Origin of the sequence: Flavobacterium sp. (assembly GCF_027531705.1) — a bacterium.
Lineage (GTDB): Bacteria > Bacteroidota > Bacteroidia > Flavobacteriales > Flavobacteriaceae > Flavobacterium.
In genome coordinates, this window is sequence record NZ_JAPZSP010000004.1 from 125919 (window position 1) to 144226 (window position 18308).

An 18308-nucleotide genomic window follows, 5' to 3' on the forward strand; every position below is an offset into this window, starting at 1 on the left:
ATTTGCGCAAATATAACGAAAGTCAATGGCAATGCCAATTTCAAAAATTAATTTAAAATTAGGAGCGAATGGCTCGGGCATTATCAGTTATCCATTTTCCTGCTACCTTTCCAAAGTCCCGCAAAAAAGCGGGAGCTTTTCCCTTGCATCAGGGCTAGTTAGTTTTTGTCTTTTTTATTTGCTTTTTTGGTATCTTAGCAGTTCATTACAACATATCATGAATCCAAATTCAAACAAAATCCTTCATATCGACAGCAATCATCCTTTGCTATTAGAACAACTGCAACAAGCTGGTTTTACAAACCACGAAGATTACAAATCAACCAAAGAAGAAATTGAAGCCAAAATTCAAGAGTATACAGGTATTGTAATTCGTAGCCGATTCAAAATTGATAAAACATTTATCGACAAAGCCACAAATTTAAAGTTTATTGCTCGCGTTGGCGCAGGTTTAGAAAGCATCGATTGCGACTATGCCATAAGTAAAAATATCCATCTTATCGCTGCTCCCGAAGGCAATAGAAATGCCGTTGGCGAACACACACTTGGAATGTTACTTTCATTATTCAACAAACTAAATCGTGCCGACAAACTAGTTCGTGAAGGAAATTGGATAAGAGAAGGGAATCGCGGTTACGAACTCGACGGTAAAACCGTTGGTATTATAGGTTATGGAAACATGGGAAAATCATTTGCCAAAAAGCTAAAAGGTTTTGACGTAACCGTTTTGTGCTATGATATTCAAGAAAATGTTGGCGATGAAAATGCACAACAAGTTTCGTTACATAAATTACAACAAAAAGCCGATGTTTTAAGTTTACATATTCCATGGACGCCAGAAACAGACAAGATGGCGAATGCAGAATTTATAAATTCATTTGCGAAACCTTTTTGGTTACTAAACACCTCACGCGGAAAAAATGTAGTAACAGCCGATTTAGTTTCGGCATTACAATCAGGGAAAATTCTCGGTGCTGGTTTAGATGTTTTAGAATACGAAAAACTTTCTTTTGAGAATCTTTTTATTTCAGGCGAAAAACCAGAAGCCTTTGAGTATTTACTTCAAGCAGAAAATGTTATACTAACGCCACACATAGCAGGCTGGACTTTTGAAAGTCATGAAAAACTTGCGCAAACAATAGTTGATAAAATCAAAACTTATATTTCATAATAGTTTTACATATTGATTAACATTTTTTTATACTTTAGCATTTTCTAACCAAAAACAAAAAACTATGGAAGTAACAAATCAATCAGAAGACTGGAACAAACCAACACAACCACAACAAGAAAACAAAAAAGTTTTAGCTGGTGTAATGGGAATATTATTTGGTGGCTTGGGAGTTCACAAATTTATTTTAGGATATACACAAGAAGGAATTATACAATTAGTAGTTTCTGTAGTAACCTGCGGAATAGGAAGTTTAATTGGATTTATCGAAGGAATTATTTACTTAACTAAATCGGACGAAGAGTTTTACAATACCTATCAAGCTAACAAAAAAGGCTGGTTCTAATAAACAACAAATCCCAATTTCAAAATTGAAGTTGGGATTTTTTTATTCTAATTACTTTCTAAATTCTACCTTCTAAATTCTAAAATCTACAAACTACTTTTCACCTAACTTTCGCTCCAATTCAGCCTGAAACTCTTCCATAACTGGTTTCATGGTGCTTTCTGGAATATCTGCAATTCGAATATACATTAATCCATCTACAGCATTATTGAAAAGAGGATCAACATTGAACGCTACTAAACGCGCATTTTGCTTGATGTATTTTTTTATCAAAACAGGTAATCTCAAATTTCCAGGTTCTAATTCGTCAATAATCTTATCAAATTTATTCAAATCGGCTTCAGCTTCGTCAAAAATGAAATCTTTGTCGGCATCTTTCAATTTTACTTTAAACTCCTTTTTAGGATGTACATATTGCGCAATATAAGGATCATAATAATTGGATTTCATGAATTCAATCATCAATGATTTTGAAAAATTAGAAAACTGATTGCTAATACTTACTCCGCCAAGTAAAAATTTATGTTCTGGATAACGCAAAGTAGTATGAATAATTCCTCTCCACAACAAGAAAAGCGGCATTGGTTTTTGTTGGTATTCTTTGATAATGAATGCTCTACCCATTTCAATAGAATTCTTCATCATATCATGCAATTCCGATTCAAAACGAAAAAGGTCATTCAAATAAAAACCTTCCATTCCATATTTTGGATAAATTTCTGAACCTAATCCCATTCGGTAAGCACCAGCTATTTGATTGGTTTCATCATCCCACAAAAACATGTGGTGGTAATACTGATCGTATTTATCAAGGTCAATTGACTCATTTGTGCCTTCACCTACTTCTCTAAAAGTCACCTCACGCAATCTTCCAATTTCATGAAGCAAATTCGGAATTTTAGAAGCTTCGGTAAAGAAAACTTCATAATTTTTACTTTGTAATAATCTAGAATCAGAATCTCTAAGTTTATTGACTTCGGCAATCATTTTTTCCTGATTGGCGGCCGTTACAATCTCTTTTGGATTTTTAGGAATCATCAAATCTGCTTTTGAAGGCAAAAATTTAGATTCTTTTTCAAAAGGGTTTGCCAACATATAAGTCTTCTTTCTCAAAAACTCTGAATATTCTGCAATAGTTTTATGCTCATTTTGCTCGGCAACCGAAATTGGTTTTCCAATTCTAACTTTAATAATTCTATCTTTTTGAGTAAACACTTCTGATGGTAATTTAGCCGTTCTCAAAGTGCCTCCAATTTTAGATAAAACATAAAAAAGACGACTGTTCTTGGCATGAAAATAGATTGGAACAACAGGAACTTGCGCTTTTCTAATCACTTTGATTGCACCTTCTTCCCAATCTTTATCGACCATTAATTTTCCATCTTTGTAGGCTGAAACTTCACCAGCAGGAAACATTCCTAGAGGTTTTCCATCGCTCAAATGGCGAAGTGTTTCTTTAATTCCGATAACGCTGGACTTGGCATCCTTATGATTTTCAAAAGGATTCACTGGCATTATATATGGTTTTAAGGGAAGTATTCTGTGTAATAAAAAATTGGCAATGATTTTGAAATTTGGTTCTCTTTCAAGCATTAATTTTAGTAGCAAAATGCCATCAACACCACCAAGCGGATGGTTAGAAATCGTAATGTAAGCGCCATCTTTGGGCAAACGCTTCAAATCTTCTTCGGGAATTTCAAATTTGATTTGTAAATCGTCCAAAATGGCATTTAAGAACTCAACATCTTTTAAATGTTTGTGTCGGTCATAAAGCTTATTAAGCGCAGATATTTTAAGCACCTTCATCAGTAACCAGCCCGAAAAAGTCCCTAAAATCCCGTATTTATCAGTATTGATTGCTTTTGCAACTTCTTTAGCAGTAACTAACCCCATTTATTGTTTTTCGTTTTTGAACAAGAAACAAATATAGTAAATCTTATTGAAAGGATTTTGGCAAAATTCTATTTTAAGTGAAATTGGATAAAAATCACTATAATTTGAACAATCTGTAGCAAGTTTTAGCCTTTTTATTTACTTTTGAAAAAACAATAATTTTTTTCATATGAGGATCATCTCTTATAATGTGAATGGTATTCGTGCCGCCATTTCAAAAGGATTTTTAGATTGGTTACAAGTGGCAAATCCAGATGTTATTTGCCTTCAAGAAATAAAAGCCAACGAAGATCAAATTCCGACAAACGAAATTACAGCTGCTGGTTATCCGTACCAATATTATTTTTCGGCAACTAAAAAAGGCTATAGTGGTGTGGCAATTTTATCGAAAATTGAACCAAAAAAAATAGTTTACGGAACAGGAATTGAGCATATGGATTTTGAAGGTCGAAATGTTAGAGCTGATTTTGAAGGTCTTTCTGTAATGAGTTTGTACTTGCCATCAGGAACAAATTTAGACAGATTAGACCATAAATTCAAGTACATGGATGATTTTCAAAACTATATAAATGATTTGAAAAAAGAAACACCAAACCTTGTCATTTGTGGCGATTATAACATCTGCCATCAAGCAATTGACATTCATGATCCAATAAGAAATGCTACCGTTTCTGGATTTTTACCCGAAGAACGAGCTTGGTTAGATGCTTTTATGAAATCAGGATTTGTAGATAGCTTCCGCCATTTTAACAAAGAACCGCATAATTATTCGTGGTGGAGTTATAGAGCTGGCGCAAGAGGCAATAACAAAGGTTGGCGTATTGACTATAACTTGGTTAGTGAAAACTTAAAAGACAAATTATCAAGAGCGGTTATTTTACCAGAAGCTAAACACTCTGACCATTGTCCAATATTGGTAGAAATAAGTTAAAAAATGTCAATAACAATGTCAATAACAATATTAGAATCCATTTCAATCTATTGGTTGTTGAAGTAAATTTGTTTTACAATTAAACCCAAATAAAAATGATTAAGAAAATTTCTTTAGGATTGCTTGTTCTTTCCTTAACAACTTCATGTGTTTCTAAAAAAATATATGCTGATTTAGAAAATAAATTTACCGAACTTAAAAAAGAAAATAGAAAACTTGCCGATGAAAACGATGAGTTGAATAAATCTAAAAATCAACTTGGTTTAGATGGTGATAATCTAAAAACTGAATTGGCTAAAACCAAAGCTGAAAGAGATAAATTGCTAGCAGATTATGCTGCTGCCGATAAAAATCTTAAAACGTTACAAGCTTCTTACTCAGCTTTAGAAAAAAACAGTGACGAATCGTTGCAAGCTAATATGAACAAAAATCGTGAGTTATTGGCACAATTAGAAGCAAAAGAAAAAACGCTTTCTGCCGAAAAAGAACGATTAGACAAATTGAAAGCCGAATTAGATTCGAGTGCAAAACGTTTGAGCGAATTAGAAAGTTTGATTGCTACCAAAGATGCTGGCATGAAAAAACTTAAAGAAACATTGACCAAATCGCTAAAAGCTTTTGACGGAAAAGGACTTACTGTTCACGAAAAAGACGGTAAAGTTTATGTTTCTATGGAAAACAAATTATTGTTCCAAACAGGAAGTTGGGCAGTTGGTGACGAAGGGAAAAAAGCGGTTGTTGCTGTTGCAAAAGTACTTGGAGACAATCCAGATTTATCTGTTTTAATTGAAGGTCATACAGACAATGACAAATTTGGTGGTGCTGTTGGCGGTGTTGAAAACAACTGGGATTTATCTACAAAACGTGCTACAGCGATTGTAAACATTTTGACAGAAAACAAAAACGTAAACAAACAAAACCTAACGGCTGCTGGTCGTGGTGAGTTTGCACCAATTGCATCAAATGACACACCAGAAGGTAAAGCAAAAAACAGAAGAATTGAAATTATCCTAACTCCAAAATTGGATGAAATTTCTAAAATGTTGAATGAATTGTAATTTGATTTTCGCTAAATTTTAAACATAAAAAAACCGCCAATCTTACGAAAGGCGGTTTTTTAATTTATTCTTTAATTTCATTTCCTTCTTTATCGAAAAAATGATATTCAAGATACGTGTAAGCGTCACGAGGTATTATTTTCACCCATTTTTTATGTTCAAAAAACCATTTTGAACGTAATGATGGAAATCCTTTTTTAAGATATGCTGCCACAAATGGATGAACATTTAATGTTACTTTCTTGTTGGCTAACAATATTCTTTCTAAATCAGAAGCTATTTTATCTATTATCAAAATTGGAGCTTCAATTTCTCCATTTTCGTTATTAGGATCTTCTTCTCTAGTTTTTATATTTACTTCTGGTCGAACTCTTTGTCTAGTAATTTGTACTAAACCAAATTTGCTCGGAGGCAATATTTTGTGTTTGGCTTTATCGTCGCTCATTTCTTCTCTCAAGAAATCGAACAAGACTTTTCTATTTTCTGGATTTTGCATATCGATAAAATCGATAACGATGATGCCGCCCATATCACGCAAACGTAGTTGTCTGGCGATTTCTGCTGCTGCAATCATGTTTACTTCCATGGCAGTATCTTCTTGATTGGTAGCTTTATTAGAACGGTTACCACTATTTACGTCTATTACGTGAAGAGCTTCGGTATGTTCAATAATAAGATAAGCTCCTTTACTCATTGATACTGTTTTACCAAATGAAGTTTTGATTTGTCTCTCAATATTGTATTTCTCAAAAATAGGCGTGTCTTTGGATTGATAAAACTTAACTATTTTTTGTTTTTCAGGAGCTATTTCTGCTAAATAGTCCTTGGTTTCGTTGTACAACTCTTCGTCATCTATCTGAATACCACTAAAGGTATCGTTAAAAACGTCTCTAATAATAGAAGATGCTCTGTTTAGCTCTCCTAAAACTTTTGACGGATGATGAGCAGTTGGTAATTTTTTACACATTGCAGTCCATCTACTAAGTAGGTTCTGCAAATCTTTTTCTAATTCTACTGTGGTTTTGCCTTCGGCTACTGTTCTTACAATAACTCCAAATCCTTTTGGTTTAATTGATTGAACTAATTTTTTTAGTCTATCTTTTTCTCCTTTTATTTCTATTTTTTGCGAAATAGAAACTCTGTCAGAGAATGGAACTAACACGATAAATCTTCCTGCAAGTGAAAGTTCTGCACTTATTCTTGGTCCTTTGGTTGATATCGGTTCTTTAACTACTTGTACTAATATAGATTGATTAGCGCAAAACACATCAGTGATTACACCATCTTTATCAATTTCTTTTTCAAACTGAAAGGTTTTTAAAGACGCATCTTTAAGCTTACCTGAAGTTACAAGTTTTATGAATTTCAATTGAGAAGCTAAATTGGGTCCTAAATCATGGTAATGTAAAAAGGCATCTTTTTCGTAGCCAACATTTACAAAAGCAGCATTAAGTCCCGCAACTGGTTTTCTTATTTTGGCAATAAAAATATCGCCAACCTGAAAATTGCTTGTTTCTTCTTCTTTATGTAATTCAATTAGTTTTCCATCTTTTAATAAGGCAAAATCTACGGTTTCTGAATTAGATCTAATAATTAGTTCTTTATTCACGCTGTAAATTTTTATCCGAACTCTTAATTTTGGAATTTGGAATTTGAGATTTGGAATTTCTAAATCAAAAATTCTTATTCCTAAATCAACAATAGGGATGGATTAAACAATTTTAACAGGTACTTTACCCGAAGAAAATTAGTTAGCAGTAGCAGTTTTCAGTTAACAGACTGCTTACTGTGACTGAATACTGTTTACTAAGTTTCGTTTTCAATGAACGTTTAAAAAGAAAAAAGTAGTTTAGAACTACTTTTTCTTTTTGTGACGGTTAGCTCTCGCTCTTTTTTTACGTTTGTGCGTTGCTACCTTATGTCTTTTTCTTTTTTTACCACTTGGCATGTTCGGTGATTTTAGTGATTATTACTATGTTATTTTGCTTCGTTGTTTGTTTTTACTCCTTCTACAAACACTTTAGCTGGTTTGAATGCAGGAATATTGTGAGCAGGAATTTTGATAGTAGTATTTTTAGAAATATTTCTACCTGTTTTTTCCGCTCTAGTTTTGATAATAAAGCTACCAAATCCTCTTAAGTAAACATTATCACCTGTTTCTAAAGAAGTTTTTACTTCTTCCATAAAAGATTCAACTGTTGCTTGAACATCTCCTTTTTCAAGACCTAATTTTTCTGAAATTTTCGCTACGATATCTGCTTTCGTCATTTTCGTTCGTATTTAATATTTATGTGTAATTTTTTTTGAGGTTGCAAATATACAAATTAAAAAAACAAATTATCAACCTAATTCATTAAAATTTAATCAACTAAACTTTTACTTTTGCCAATCAATTTACAAAGATGCAATTTAGTAACTCATTAACGGCTTGGTATTTACAAAATAAACGCGATTTACCATGGCGAAATACAACGAATCCATACAAAATTTGGCTGTCAGAAATCATGCTTCAACAGACGCGAGTTGCTCAAGGATTGCCCTATTTTTTGAGATTTATTGAACGTTTTCCAACTGTTTTTGATTTGGCAAATGCTTCAGAAGAAGAAGTTTTGAAACTTTGGCAAGGCTTAGGTTATTATTCGAGAGCAAGAAATTTGCATGCAACTGCCAAAATTATAGCAAATGATTATGCTGGAAATTTTCCCAATAATTTTAAAGAATTACTAAAATTGAAAGGTGTTGGCGATTATACTGCTGCCGCAATTGCTTCTTTTTCATTCAATGAAGTAATTCCAGTTGTTGATGGAAATGTTTATAGAGTTTTGGCGCGCTATTTTGACATAGAAACAAATATTGCGCTTCCAAAAGCTAAAAAGGAATTTTTTGAATTGGCTTCAGAATTAATTTCAAAAGAAAATCCAGCATTGTTCAATCAAGCTATAATGGAATTTGGAGCGTTACAATGTGTGCCTCAAAATCCTGATTGCTCAAAATGTGTTTTGAATTCGAGTTGTTTGGCTTTGCAAAAAAAGAAAGTTAGCCAACTTCCTGTGAAAATTAAAACTTTAAAAATTACACATCGCTACCTTAATTATATTATAGTAGAAGATGAAGACCAAAAAACAATAATTTCGAAAAGAGATAAAAAAGGAATTTGGCATAATTTATATGAATTTCCATTAATAGAAACCGATAATGAAGTTGATATAAAATTTATTTCTAAAAAAGTAAATGAAATTTTATTTAAAGAAAATAAAATCATTTCAATATCCGAAATTAATGAAAATGAAGTTCTTCATAAGTTATCACATCAAACATTGCATATCAAGTTTTGGAAAGTTTTAGTTGATGGAAAAATTGCAAATAGTATAAGTCTTGATGAGCTAATAAAATTTCCTTTTCCAATAGTGATTTATAATTTTATTGAAAAGCATTGGTAGATTTCTATAAAAAATTGTATTTTTGGTTTTCCTAAAATCTAAGAATTATGCACGGAACGTTGAATAAAGTAATGTTGATAGGCCATTTGGGCGATGATATAAAGATGCACTATTTTGAAGGAGGCAATTGTATAGGTCGTTTCCCGCTGGCGACTAATGAAGTTTATGTAAACAAAACTACTAACGAAAAAATCACATCTACCGAATGGCATAATCTTGTGGTAAGAAATAAAGCCGCTGAAATATGCGAAAAATATTTATCAAAAGGCGATAAAATATATGTTGAAGGCCGAATCAAATCTCGCCAATGGCAAGCTGAGGATGGAACTACTAAATATACTACTGAAATTCAAGTAACAGAATTTACTTTTTTAACTGTTAAAAAAGATACTGATTCTAATAAAACTCCTGAACTAAAAAACAACAATCAAGATTCACATTTGCCAGAAAATGATATGCCATATTAAATCGCATTTCATGATTATTCAAAATTTATAATGTTAAAACAACTCATTTCTTTTTTAGTCCTAACTATTGTCTTTTTTTCGATTTTTGGTTGCAAAGATGATGTTTTACCAAAACCATCAAGTCATTTGCGATTAGATTATCCAATAGCCGAATATGTGCATTTTGAAAACAGTTGCCCGTTTACATTTGACATGAATTCTGAAGCTGTTATCAAAGAAAAAACACCTTGTAACTTTGAGATTAATTATCCCAAAATGAAGGCTACCATTTATATAACTTATAAGCCAATTAACAATAACTTGAAATTATTACTTCGTGATGCCCAAAAACTTACTTACGAACATGTTATAAAAGCAGACGCGATTACCGATCAACCGTTTATGAACGAAGACAATAAAGTTTACGGAATGTTTTATCAAGTAAACGGAAATGCAGCAACAAATGCGCAATTTTATGCAACTGATAGCACAAAAAACTTTGTAGATTGCTCGGTTTATTTTTATGCAAAACCTAATTATGATTCTATTTATCCAGCGGTAAGTTATGTGAAAAACGACATGCGCAGACTTTTAGAATCATTAAAATGGAAGTAAAATAGTTCTCAAAAACTTCTTCACTTATATTAAAAAGCAAAATTTTTCGTTTTACACTATATTTGTATTCCAAAATTGCATTTGCTCAATGAAAAAAAATATTTTTGCTTTACTTTTTCTACTTGCTTTTTCAACTGTTTTCTCACAAAGTCAACAGTTATGGAAAGGCTACTTTTCTTATAATGAAATTAAAGATCTTTCTGAAAGTCCAGATAAAATATATGCTGCGAGCGAAAATGCTTTGTTTACCAAAAACAATATAAATGGTGACATAAAAACCTACAATACAATTGACGGTTTATCTGGGCAAACAATTTCGGCAATGTATCACAGTGAAACATCCAAAAAAACAATCTTTGGTTACGAAAATGGATTAATGCTTGTAAGAAACGAAATAGATGGCTCTGTTCTAAACGTAGTTGATATTATCAATAAATCAATCCCTCAAAATGTAAAAAAGGTAAATCATTTCATGGAATATCAAGGTATTCTCTATGTTTCATGCGATTTTGGAATTGTTCAATATAATTTAGCAACACTTCAATTTGGAGACACTTATTTTATTGGTAATGGTGGAAATCAAATCATTGTAAATCAAACTGCTATTTTTGAAGACAAAATATATGCAGCAACTCAAAACTTCGGGATTAGAAGTGCATCGATTTCTAATTCTAACCTTAATGACTATAATCAATGGACAACAATGGATGGAAATGGGTGGAAAGGCATTGCAACTTTAGAAGATAAATTACTCGCCATTACTTTAAATGGAAACATTCAAAAATTTCAAAGTGGAGCATTTGTTAATCAGAATTCTGTAGCACAAAATCCAGTTGATTTTAGAGTAAATGACAATCAACTGATAGTAACTACTCAAAATCATGCCTATGTTTACAATTCTAATTTAAGTCAGATTTTAAATATAAACAGTACTCAAATCACAGCTGAAAATAACGTTGTTTTTTCTTGCGCAACGGTAATTGACGAAAAAGTATTTATTGGAACTAGAGAAAATGGAATTTATTCTTCAAATGTAAATGATGGTCAGAATTTTGAAAATACAATGCCTTCTGGACCATACAGAAATCAAATTTTTAGGCTAACAAAAACCGATGATTATTTATGGGCAGTATATGGCGGCTTTGACGTTTCTTACAACCCATATGCATATGCCGGTGGTTTAGCTCAATTTGGTATTAGCAAATTTTCTGTAAATGAAAATTGGACATACCTACCCTATAGTGATATGTTAGGCGCAAGGGCTCTCTCAAGAATAATTGACAATCCTAAAAACCCAAATCAATTATTTGTAAGCTCCTCATATTCAGGGCTTTTGAAATTCGAAAATGAAGTTGCCACTAATTTATATAATGCTACAAATACCGGAACTAGTGGATTACAAGCAATACCCGGTCAAGTACCAGATGACGTTAGAGTTTTTGGATCTGAATTTGATAGTGACGGTAATTTATGGTTAACAAGTAGTTTAGTAGAAAAGCCATTAATTACACTTAAAAGTAATGGCACTTGGCAGTCATATACATTACAACCAAGAATAAATAATTATTCTGCTGTAGTAATTGATAAAAATAATACAAAATGGGTTGCTTCCTCAGAAAATGGTGTTTATGCTTTTAATGAAAAATATAATAATAAAACAATCATTGTTGAAAACAGTACTACTAATGTTTTAGGTTCATTGAGGGTAAGAGCGTTGGCAATTGATAATAATAACAAACTTTGGATAGGAACAGGAGCAGGACTTAAAGTTGTTCAAAGTGTTGATGAATTCATTTCCAATGATGAAATAATTTCTGAACCAATAATTATCCTTGAAGATGGCTTAGCTCAAGAGCTACTTTATGAACAATTCATAAATGATATTTATGTTGATGGTTCAAATAATAAATGGATTGCAACAAACTCAGCAGGTGTCTTCAAGTTCTCATCTGATGGGCAAAACCAACTAGCTCATTTTACAATTTCAAATTCACCGTTGCCTAGTAATAATGTAATGGATATCGAAATAGACATGAAAACAGGTGAAGTTTTCCTTGTAACTGATAAAGGAATGGTTTCCTATAAAGGAGCAGCAACAGATGCAAGTGAAAATCTTGAAAACGTATATATTTATCCAAATCCTGTTCGCCCAGAATTTAACGGAACTGTGAAAATTAGCGGTTTATTAGATAAAGCAACTGTAAAAATAACTGATATTGGTGGGAACTTAGTATATGAAACCACATCTGAAGGCGGAACAATAGAATGGGATACAACAGCATTTGGAAAATATAAAGTAGCATCTGGAGTTTATATGGTATTTATTTCTGCAAAAGATGGCATAGAAACCAAAGTGAAAAAGGTCATGATTATCCGATAAATTCCAACAAGAAAACTTCCAAAATCTAATGTTGGTAAAAACCAAAGCTATAGTAATCTCATCACTAAAATTCCAAGAAAAAAGCTTGATTGTAAAATGTTTTACACAAAGCGACGGATTAAAAAGTTACTTCGTACAAAGTGCTTATTCTGGAAAAAAATCAAATCAAAAAATTGCGTATTTTCAACCTTTAACGATTCTTGAAATTGAAGCCAATCATAAGAATAAAGGTGCTTTAGAGCATTTTAAAGAAATAAAACTATCCACAGCTTATCAAACCATAAATACCGATATTGTAAAAAGCACCATTGTTATTTTCTTGTCCGAAATGTTACACCATAGTATTCACGAAGAAGAAAAAAACGAAGATTTATTTACCTTTCTTGAAACGGCTTTAATTTGGTTAGACACTCACGAAGAAACATCCAATTTTCATCTAATTTTACTTTTAGAAACAACAAAATTTTTAGGCTTTTATCCTGATAATTCAGAAATAGATTTTAATTTTTTTGAAATGACCGAAGGAATTTTTTCGCCATTTCAAGGAATAAGTTGTCTATCGGAACACGAAACTTTTTTATTTAAAAAATTAATCAACTTAAAATTTGATTCAGATCAAAAAGTTTTTGCTGGAATAGAACGCCAAATCCTTCTAAAAATTTTATTAGATTACTATTCCATTCACCTTGACGGATTCAAAAAACCAAAATCTTTAGACGTTTTAAAGGAAGTTTTTTCTTAAAAAGATAAAAAATCATAATTCTTTCTAAATTTTCGGCAAAAGTCTATTCTCTTTTATCTATTTTCTATTCTCTTTTATCAAAATTCATTACTTTCGCAAACTGATTTAAGAATACGACAAAATGAGCACAAAATTTACTGAATACAAAGGACTTGACTTGCCAACAGTAGCATCAGAAGTTCTTGATTTTTGGAAGAAAAACAACGTTTTTGAACAAAGTGTAACTTCGCGTGAAGGAAACCAACCGTATGTGTTTTTTGAAGGACCACCTTCGGCAAACGGATTACCTGGAATTCACCACGTGATGGCTCGTGCTATTAAAGATATTTTTTGTCGCTATAAAACTCAAAAAGGTTTTCAAGTAAAACGTAAAGCAGGTTGGGATACACATGGTTTGCCTGTTGAACTTGGAACTGAAAAAGAATTAGGAATCACCAAAGAAGACATCGGAAAAACCATTTCGGTAGAAGAATACAACGAAGCGTGTAAACGAACCGTTATGCGTTATACCGACGTGTGGAACGATTTGACCGAAAAAATGGGTTATTGGGTTGATATGGAAGATCCATATGTGACTTACAAATCCAAATACATGGAAACCGTTTGGTGGTTGTTGAAACAAATTTACAACAAAGATTTACTTTACAAAGGATACACCATCCAACCGTATTCTCCAAAAGCTGGAACTGGTTTATCTTCGCATGAAGTAAACCAACCAGGAAGTTATAGAGATGTTACGGATACAACAGTTGTAGCACAATTCAAAACAAAAGCAGAAACATTACCTAACTTTTTACAAGGTTTTGGTGATGTTCACATTTTGGCTTGGACTACAACTCCTTGGACTTTACCATCCAATACAGCATTGACTGTTGGTCCAAAAATCGATTATGTTTTGGTGGAAACTTTCAATCAATACACTTTTCGTCCTGTAAAAGTAATTTTAGCTAAAAACCTTGTCGGAAAACAATTCGGAAAAGGATTTTTTGTCTCTGTTGAACCTTCTGATTTTGAAAATTTCAAAGAAGGTGATAAAAATATTCCATATCAAATCTTGGCAGAATTCAAAGGTGCTGATTTAGTTGGAATTCGTTACGAACAATTAATGAAATTGGCTTTACCATATCAAAATCCTGAAAATGCTTTCAGAGTAATTTCGGGTGATTTCGTTACTACGGAAGATGGAACTGGAATTGTACACACAGCTCCAACTTTTGGTGCAGATGATGCTAAAGTGGCTAAAGAAGCAACACCAGAAGTTCCGCCAATGTTGGTTTTAGATGAAAACGGAAATCCTGTTCCTTTAGTTGATTTACAAGGTAAATTCATTCAAGGTCTAGGAAATTATTCTGGAAAATACGTTAAAAACGAATATTACAACGATGGCGAAGCTCCAGAACGCTCTGCCGATGTTGAAATTGCTATCCAATTAAAAGAAGAAAATAAGGCGTTTAAAGTTGAAAAATATGTGCACAGTTACCCACATTGTTGGAGAACTGACAAACCAATTTTATATTATCCATTAGATTCTTGGTTCATTAAAGTAACCGAAATCAAGGATAGAATGTTCGATTTGAATGAAACTATCAACTGGAAGCCAAAAGCAACAGGTGAAGGTCGTTTCGGAAATTGGTTGAAAAATGCCAACGATTGGAATTTGTCGCGTTCAAGATATTGGGGAATTCCATTACCAATCTGGAGAACCGAAGACGGAACCGAAGAAATGCTAATTGGTTCAGTAGAAGAATTGTATTCTGAAATTCAGAAATCAATCGCAGCTGGTTTTCAATCAGAAAATCCTTTTAAAGGTTTTGTGGTTGGAAATATGAGTGAAGAAAATTATGATTTAGTTGATTTACACAAAAATGTGGTTGACAACATCGTTTTGGTTTCGCCATCAGGAAAATTAATGAAACGTGAAAGTGATTTAATTGATGTTTGGTTTGATTCAGGTGCAATGCCTTATGCACAATGGCATTATCCATTTGAAAACAAAGATTTAATAGACGAAAACAAAGCATTTCCAGCTGATTTTATTGCAGAAGGTGTGGATCAAACTCGTGGTTGGTTCTATACGTTACATGCTATTGGAACGTTAGTTTTTGATAAAATTGCTTATAAAAATGTAGTTTCAAACGGATTAGTTCTAGACAAAAACGGACAAAAAATGTCAAAACGTCTAGGAAATGCTGTTGATCCATTCACGACTTTGGCAGAATATGGTCCGGATGCTACACGTTGGTACATGATTTCGAATGCAAATCCATGGGATAACTTGAAATTTGATATTGAAGGAGTTGCTGAGGTTCGTAGAAAATTCTTCGGAACTTTATACAACACGTATTCGTTCTTTAGTTTATATGCAAATATCGATGGTTTCAAATACGAAGAAGCAGAAATTCCATTAAACGAAAGACCTGAAATCGATCGTTGGATTTTATCGGAATTACACACTTTGATAAAAACTGTTGATGAAGCATACGCTGATTACGAACCAACAAAAGCGGCAAGAGCCATTTCTGATTTCGTTCAGGAAAACTTGAGTAACTGGTACGTTCGTTTGTGCAGAAGAAGATTCTGGAAAGGCGAATACGGAACAGATAAAATTGCGGCTTATCAAACGCTTTACACTTGTTTGTTGAATGTGGCTAAACTTTCGGCTCCGATAGCGCCATTTTTTATGGACAAACTTTACAGAGATTTAACGCAGGCAACACATTCAGAGGAATTTGAGTCAGTACATTTGGCAAAATTTCCAATTTCGGTTGAAAACTTTGTTGATAAATCGTTAGAGAGCAAAATGATGAAAGCACAAACGGTTTCGTCACTAGTTTTATCGCTTCGAAAAAAGGAAATGATTAAAGTGCGCCAACCGTTGCAAAAGGTTATGATTCCTATACTTGACGAAAATCAACGTGCTGAAATCGAGGCGGTTTCCGACCTGATAAAAGCCGAAGTAAACGTTAAAGAAATCGAACTTTTAGACGATGCATCGGGTGTTTTAGTGAAGCAAATTAAGCCTAATTTTAAAGCACTTGGACCACGTTTTGGAAAGGATATGGGATTGATTTCTAGTGAAATACAAAAATTTTCACAAGAACAAATCAACGAAATTGATGCTAAAGGTGAGCTATCGCTTGTTATTTCAGGAAATAGTATAACTTTAACATCCCAAGACGTCGAAATATCTTCACAAGATATTCCAGGTTGGTTGGTTGCAAATTCTAACGGAATTACAGTTGCTTTGGACATCACAATTTCTGAAGAACTTAAACAAGAAGGAATAGCAAGAGAATTGGTAAACAGAATTCAAAACATAAGAAAAGATTCTGGTTTTGAAGTAACAGATAAAATTAAAGTTCAAATTCAACGTAGTGGCGAACTAGAACAAGCAATAAAGAATAACGAAAGCTATATCAAAGACGAAACATTAACAGAAGAATTAAATTTTACTGATAATTTAGAAAATGGTATAGAAATTGAGTTTGATGAGATAAAAACAAGAATATTAATTTCAAAATAGTACAAAGATGATTGAAGAAATGATGAGATACTCTGATGCCGATTTAGCAGAGTTTAAAGAAATTATCTTAAATAAAATTGAGAAAGCACAAAGCGATTTAGAATTAATCAAAAGTGCTTACATGAATGATTTAAATAATGGAACTGACGATACATCGCCAACTTTCAAAGCATTTGAAGAAGGAAGTGAAACGATGAGTAAAGAAGCGAATTCGGCTTTAGCAATTCGTCAAGAAAAATTTATTCGTGATTTAAAAAATGCACTTTTCCGTGTTGAAAACAAAACTTATGGAGTTTGTAAAGTAACCGGAAAACTAATCGGAAAAGAAAGATTAAAAATCGTTCCTCATGCAACAATGAGTATCGAAGCTAAAAACTTGCAACGATAATATTTTAAAAACCCAACTATAAAATTCCAAATTCCAATTTATTTTCTTAAAATTTTGGGATTTGGAATTTCTTTTTTGGAATTTAATTACTTTTGCACACAAATTTAAATAAATGAGACTTACAAAAGCCTATTTCCTTATTGTTTTAGTATTACTAATTGATCAATTTTCAAAAATATTTGTCAAAACCAACTTCATTCTTGGTGAAGAAGTTGAAGTTTTTAGTTGGTTTAAAATTCTTTTTATTGAAAATGAAGGAATGGCTTGGGGAACACAAATTCCTGGAGAATATGGAAAATTATTCTTAACTCTTTTCCGTTTAGTTGCTGTTTCTGCAATTGGTTATTGGTTATGGAAAGCAGAACAAAATAACGGCTCAAATTATTTATTGGTTGCCATTGCTTTAATATTTGCTGGTGCATTAGGAAATATTATTGATTCTGTTTTTTATGGCGTTCTTTTTAATGACAGTCACCATCAATTAGCAACTTTGAACAATCCAAATCCCTACGGAACTTGGTTTCACGGAAAAGTAGTCGATATGTTTTATTTCCCAATCTGGCAAGGAACTTTACCAAGCTGGCTTCCTGTTTGGGGCGGAAAACCGTTTACTTTTTTCAATGCTATTTTCAATGTAGCCGATTTTGCTATTTCAACAGGTGTCGGAATTTTAATTTTCTTCAATAAAAAAGCATTTGGAGAAAAACATTATTGGGCAAATTAATTCTTAAAAAGAAATAACACCATTTGGAGTTACACAAAAATCCAGTTTGATATCTGTAACCGAAATATCTTCAATAGTTTCTTCTGATTCAAAAAAAGATAAACCAATTTTGATAGTTTCAGGATTGCATTTGGATAAAAACTTATCATAAAATCCTTTGCCATAGCCTACTCTATTTCCGTTTAGGTCATAAGCTAAAAGTGGAACAAATACTACTTCAATTTTGGAAACTGGCACTTCAATTCCATCAATTGGTTCTGGAATATTGTAATTGTTTTTTTTGAATTTGGTGTTATCGGTTAGCAAATAATGTGTCATTTCAAACGTTGCAAAATCACTTTTGGAAACCACAATTTCTTTGTCTTTTCCAGCTAAAACTTGCAGGATAAATTCAGTATCAACTTCTTTTTGTTCTTCAATAGTTAGAAATAAATGAAAATAGGTTTTGTTCCAAACATTCATTTTTACTAAATGATTGGCAATTGCAAGGCTTTTTTCTTCAATTTCGTTGGTAGAAAATGACTCACGCAACGACTTATATTTTTTTCTTAACTCCGATTTTGTCATGATTTGAACTTCTTATTCCAAACAAAAGTAAAGAATCATTTTAATACAAATCTATTTTTATATTTTTGGTAGAAAAAAAGACAC

Annotated in this window: 16 protein-coding genes; 12 read left to right on the forward strand and 4 right to left on the reverse strand. The window is 32.4% G+C overall.

Features of this window, described 5'->3' with window-relative positions; genetic code table 11:
* The first annotated feature begins 217 nt into the window (after positions 1-217).
* Complete coding sequence (locus tag O9267_RS01255) at positions 218-1171, forward strand: 2-hydroxyacid dehydrogenase (protein ID WP_298175329.1); 954 nt, start codon at positions 218-220, stop codon at positions 1169-1171.
* A 64-nt stretch (positions 1172-1235) separates the two neighbouring features.
* On the forward strand, positions 1236-1517 hold the full coding sequence (locus tag O9267_RS01260; RefSeq protein WP_298175330.1) for a TM2 domain-containing protein: 282 nt from the start codon (positions 1236-1238) through the stop codon (positions 1515-1517).
* A gap of 93 nt (positions 1518-1610) precedes the next feature.
* Here O9267_RS01260 and O9267_RS01265 read toward each other — a convergent pair whose 3' ends face one another.
* The gene (locus O9267_RS01265) at positions 1611-3410 is read right to left on the reverse strand and encodes a lysophospholipid acyltransferase family protein (protein ID WP_298175331.1); all 1800 of its coding nucleotides are present in this window, start codon (positions 3408-3410) and stop codon (positions 1611-1613) included.
* Between the two features lie 169 nt (positions 3411-3579).
* Between O9267_RS01265 and O9267_RS01270 the strand changes: the two genes are divergently transcribed.
* Together O9267_RS01270 and O9267_RS01275 are read left to right on the forward strand one after the other, a co-directional pair.
* Complete coding sequence (locus tag O9267_RS01270; protein WP_298175332.1) at positions 3580-4341, forward strand: exodeoxyribonuclease III; 762 nt, start codon at positions 3580-3582, stop codon at positions 4339-4341.
* 95 nt (positions 4342-4436) lie between these two features.
* The gene (locus tag O9267_RS01275; protein WP_298175333.1) at positions 4437-5399 is read left to right on the forward strand and encodes an OmpA family protein; all 963 of its coding nucleotides are present in this window, start codon (positions 4437-4439) and stop codon (positions 5397-5399) included.
* 64 nt (positions 5400-5463) lie between these two features.
* Here O9267_RS01275 and O9267_RS01280 read toward each other — a convergent pair whose 3' ends face one another.
* A complete protein-coding gene (locus O9267_RS01280; RefSeq protein ID WP_298175334.1) occupies positions 5464-7008 on the reverse strand; it encodes a ribonuclease E/G in 1545 nt (514 codons plus the stop codon).
* A 368-nt stretch (positions 7009-7376) separates the two neighbouring features.
* The gene (locus tag O9267_RS01285) at positions 7377-7667 is read right to left on the reverse strand and encodes an HU family DNA-binding protein (RefSeq protein WP_166333787.1); all 291 of its coding nucleotides are present in this window, start codon (positions 7665-7667) and stop codon (positions 7377-7379) included.
* Between the two features lie 134 nt (positions 7668-7801).
* On the opposite strand from O9267_RS01285, the gene mutY reads away from it, so the two are divergent.
* From mutY to O9267_RS01325, 8 genes are all read left to right on the forward strand, one after another.
* Positions 7802-8839, forward strand: a complete 1038-nt coding sequence (gene mutY, locus O9267_RS01290; protein WP_298175335.1) for an A/G-specific adenine glycosylase — start codon at positions 7802-7804, stop codon at positions 8837-8839.
* Between the two features lie 47 nt (positions 8840-8886).
* Complete coding sequence (gene ssb, locus O9267_RS01295; protein ID WP_298175336.1) at positions 8887-9306, forward strand: single-stranded DNA-binding protein; 420 nt, start codon at positions 8887-8889, stop codon at positions 9304-9306.
* A 30-nt stretch (positions 9307-9336) separates the two neighbouring features.
* Positions 9337-9900 carry a gliding motility lipoprotein GldD gene (gldD, locus tag O9267_RS01300; RefSeq protein ID WP_298175337.1) on the forward strand — a complete coding sequence of 188 codons (564 nt, stop codon included), beginning with the start codon at positions 9337-9339 and terminating at the stop codon, positions 9898-9900.
* Between the two features lie 88 nt (positions 9901-9988).
* Positions 9989-12280 carry a two-component regulator propeller domain-containing protein gene (locus O9267_RS01305; RefSeq protein WP_298175338.1) on the forward strand — a complete coding sequence of 764 codons (2292 nt, stop codon included), beginning with the start codon at positions 9989-9991 and terminating at the stop codon, positions 12278-12280.
* A 28-nt stretch (positions 12281-12308) separates the two neighbouring features.
* Entirely contained in the window at positions 12309-13022 is a 714-nt protein-coding gene (gene recO, locus O9267_RS01310) for a DNA repair protein RecO (RefSeq protein ID WP_298175339.1), read from the forward strand.
* 121 nt (positions 13023-13143) lie between these two features.
* Positions 13144-16545, forward strand: coding sequence for an isoleucine--tRNA ligase (gene ileS / locus O9267_RS01315; RefSeq protein WP_298175340.1), 3402 nt, complete (start codon positions 13144-13146; stop codon positions 16543-16545).
* 7 nt (positions 16546-16552) lie between these two features.
* Positions 16553-16933, forward strand: coding sequence for a TraR/DksA C4-type zinc finger protein (locus tag O9267_RS01320; RefSeq protein WP_298175341.1), 381 nt, complete (start codon positions 16553-16555; stop codon positions 16931-16933).
* Between the two features lie 112 nt (positions 16934-17045).
* Complete coding sequence (locus tag O9267_RS01325) at positions 17046-17657, forward strand: lipoprotein signal peptidase (RefSeq protein WP_298175342.1); 612 nt, start codon at positions 17046-17048, stop codon at positions 17655-17657.
* A gap of 3 nt (positions 17658-17660) precedes the next feature.
* Here O9267_RS01325 and O9267_RS01330 read toward each other — a convergent pair whose 3' ends face one another.
* On the reverse strand, positions 17661-18224 hold the full coding sequence (locus O9267_RS01330; RefSeq protein WP_298175343.1) for a 5-formyltetrahydrofolate cyclo-ligase: 564 nt from the start codon (positions 18222-18224) through the stop codon (positions 17661-17663).
* Positions 18225-18308: the final 84 nt, after the last annotated feature.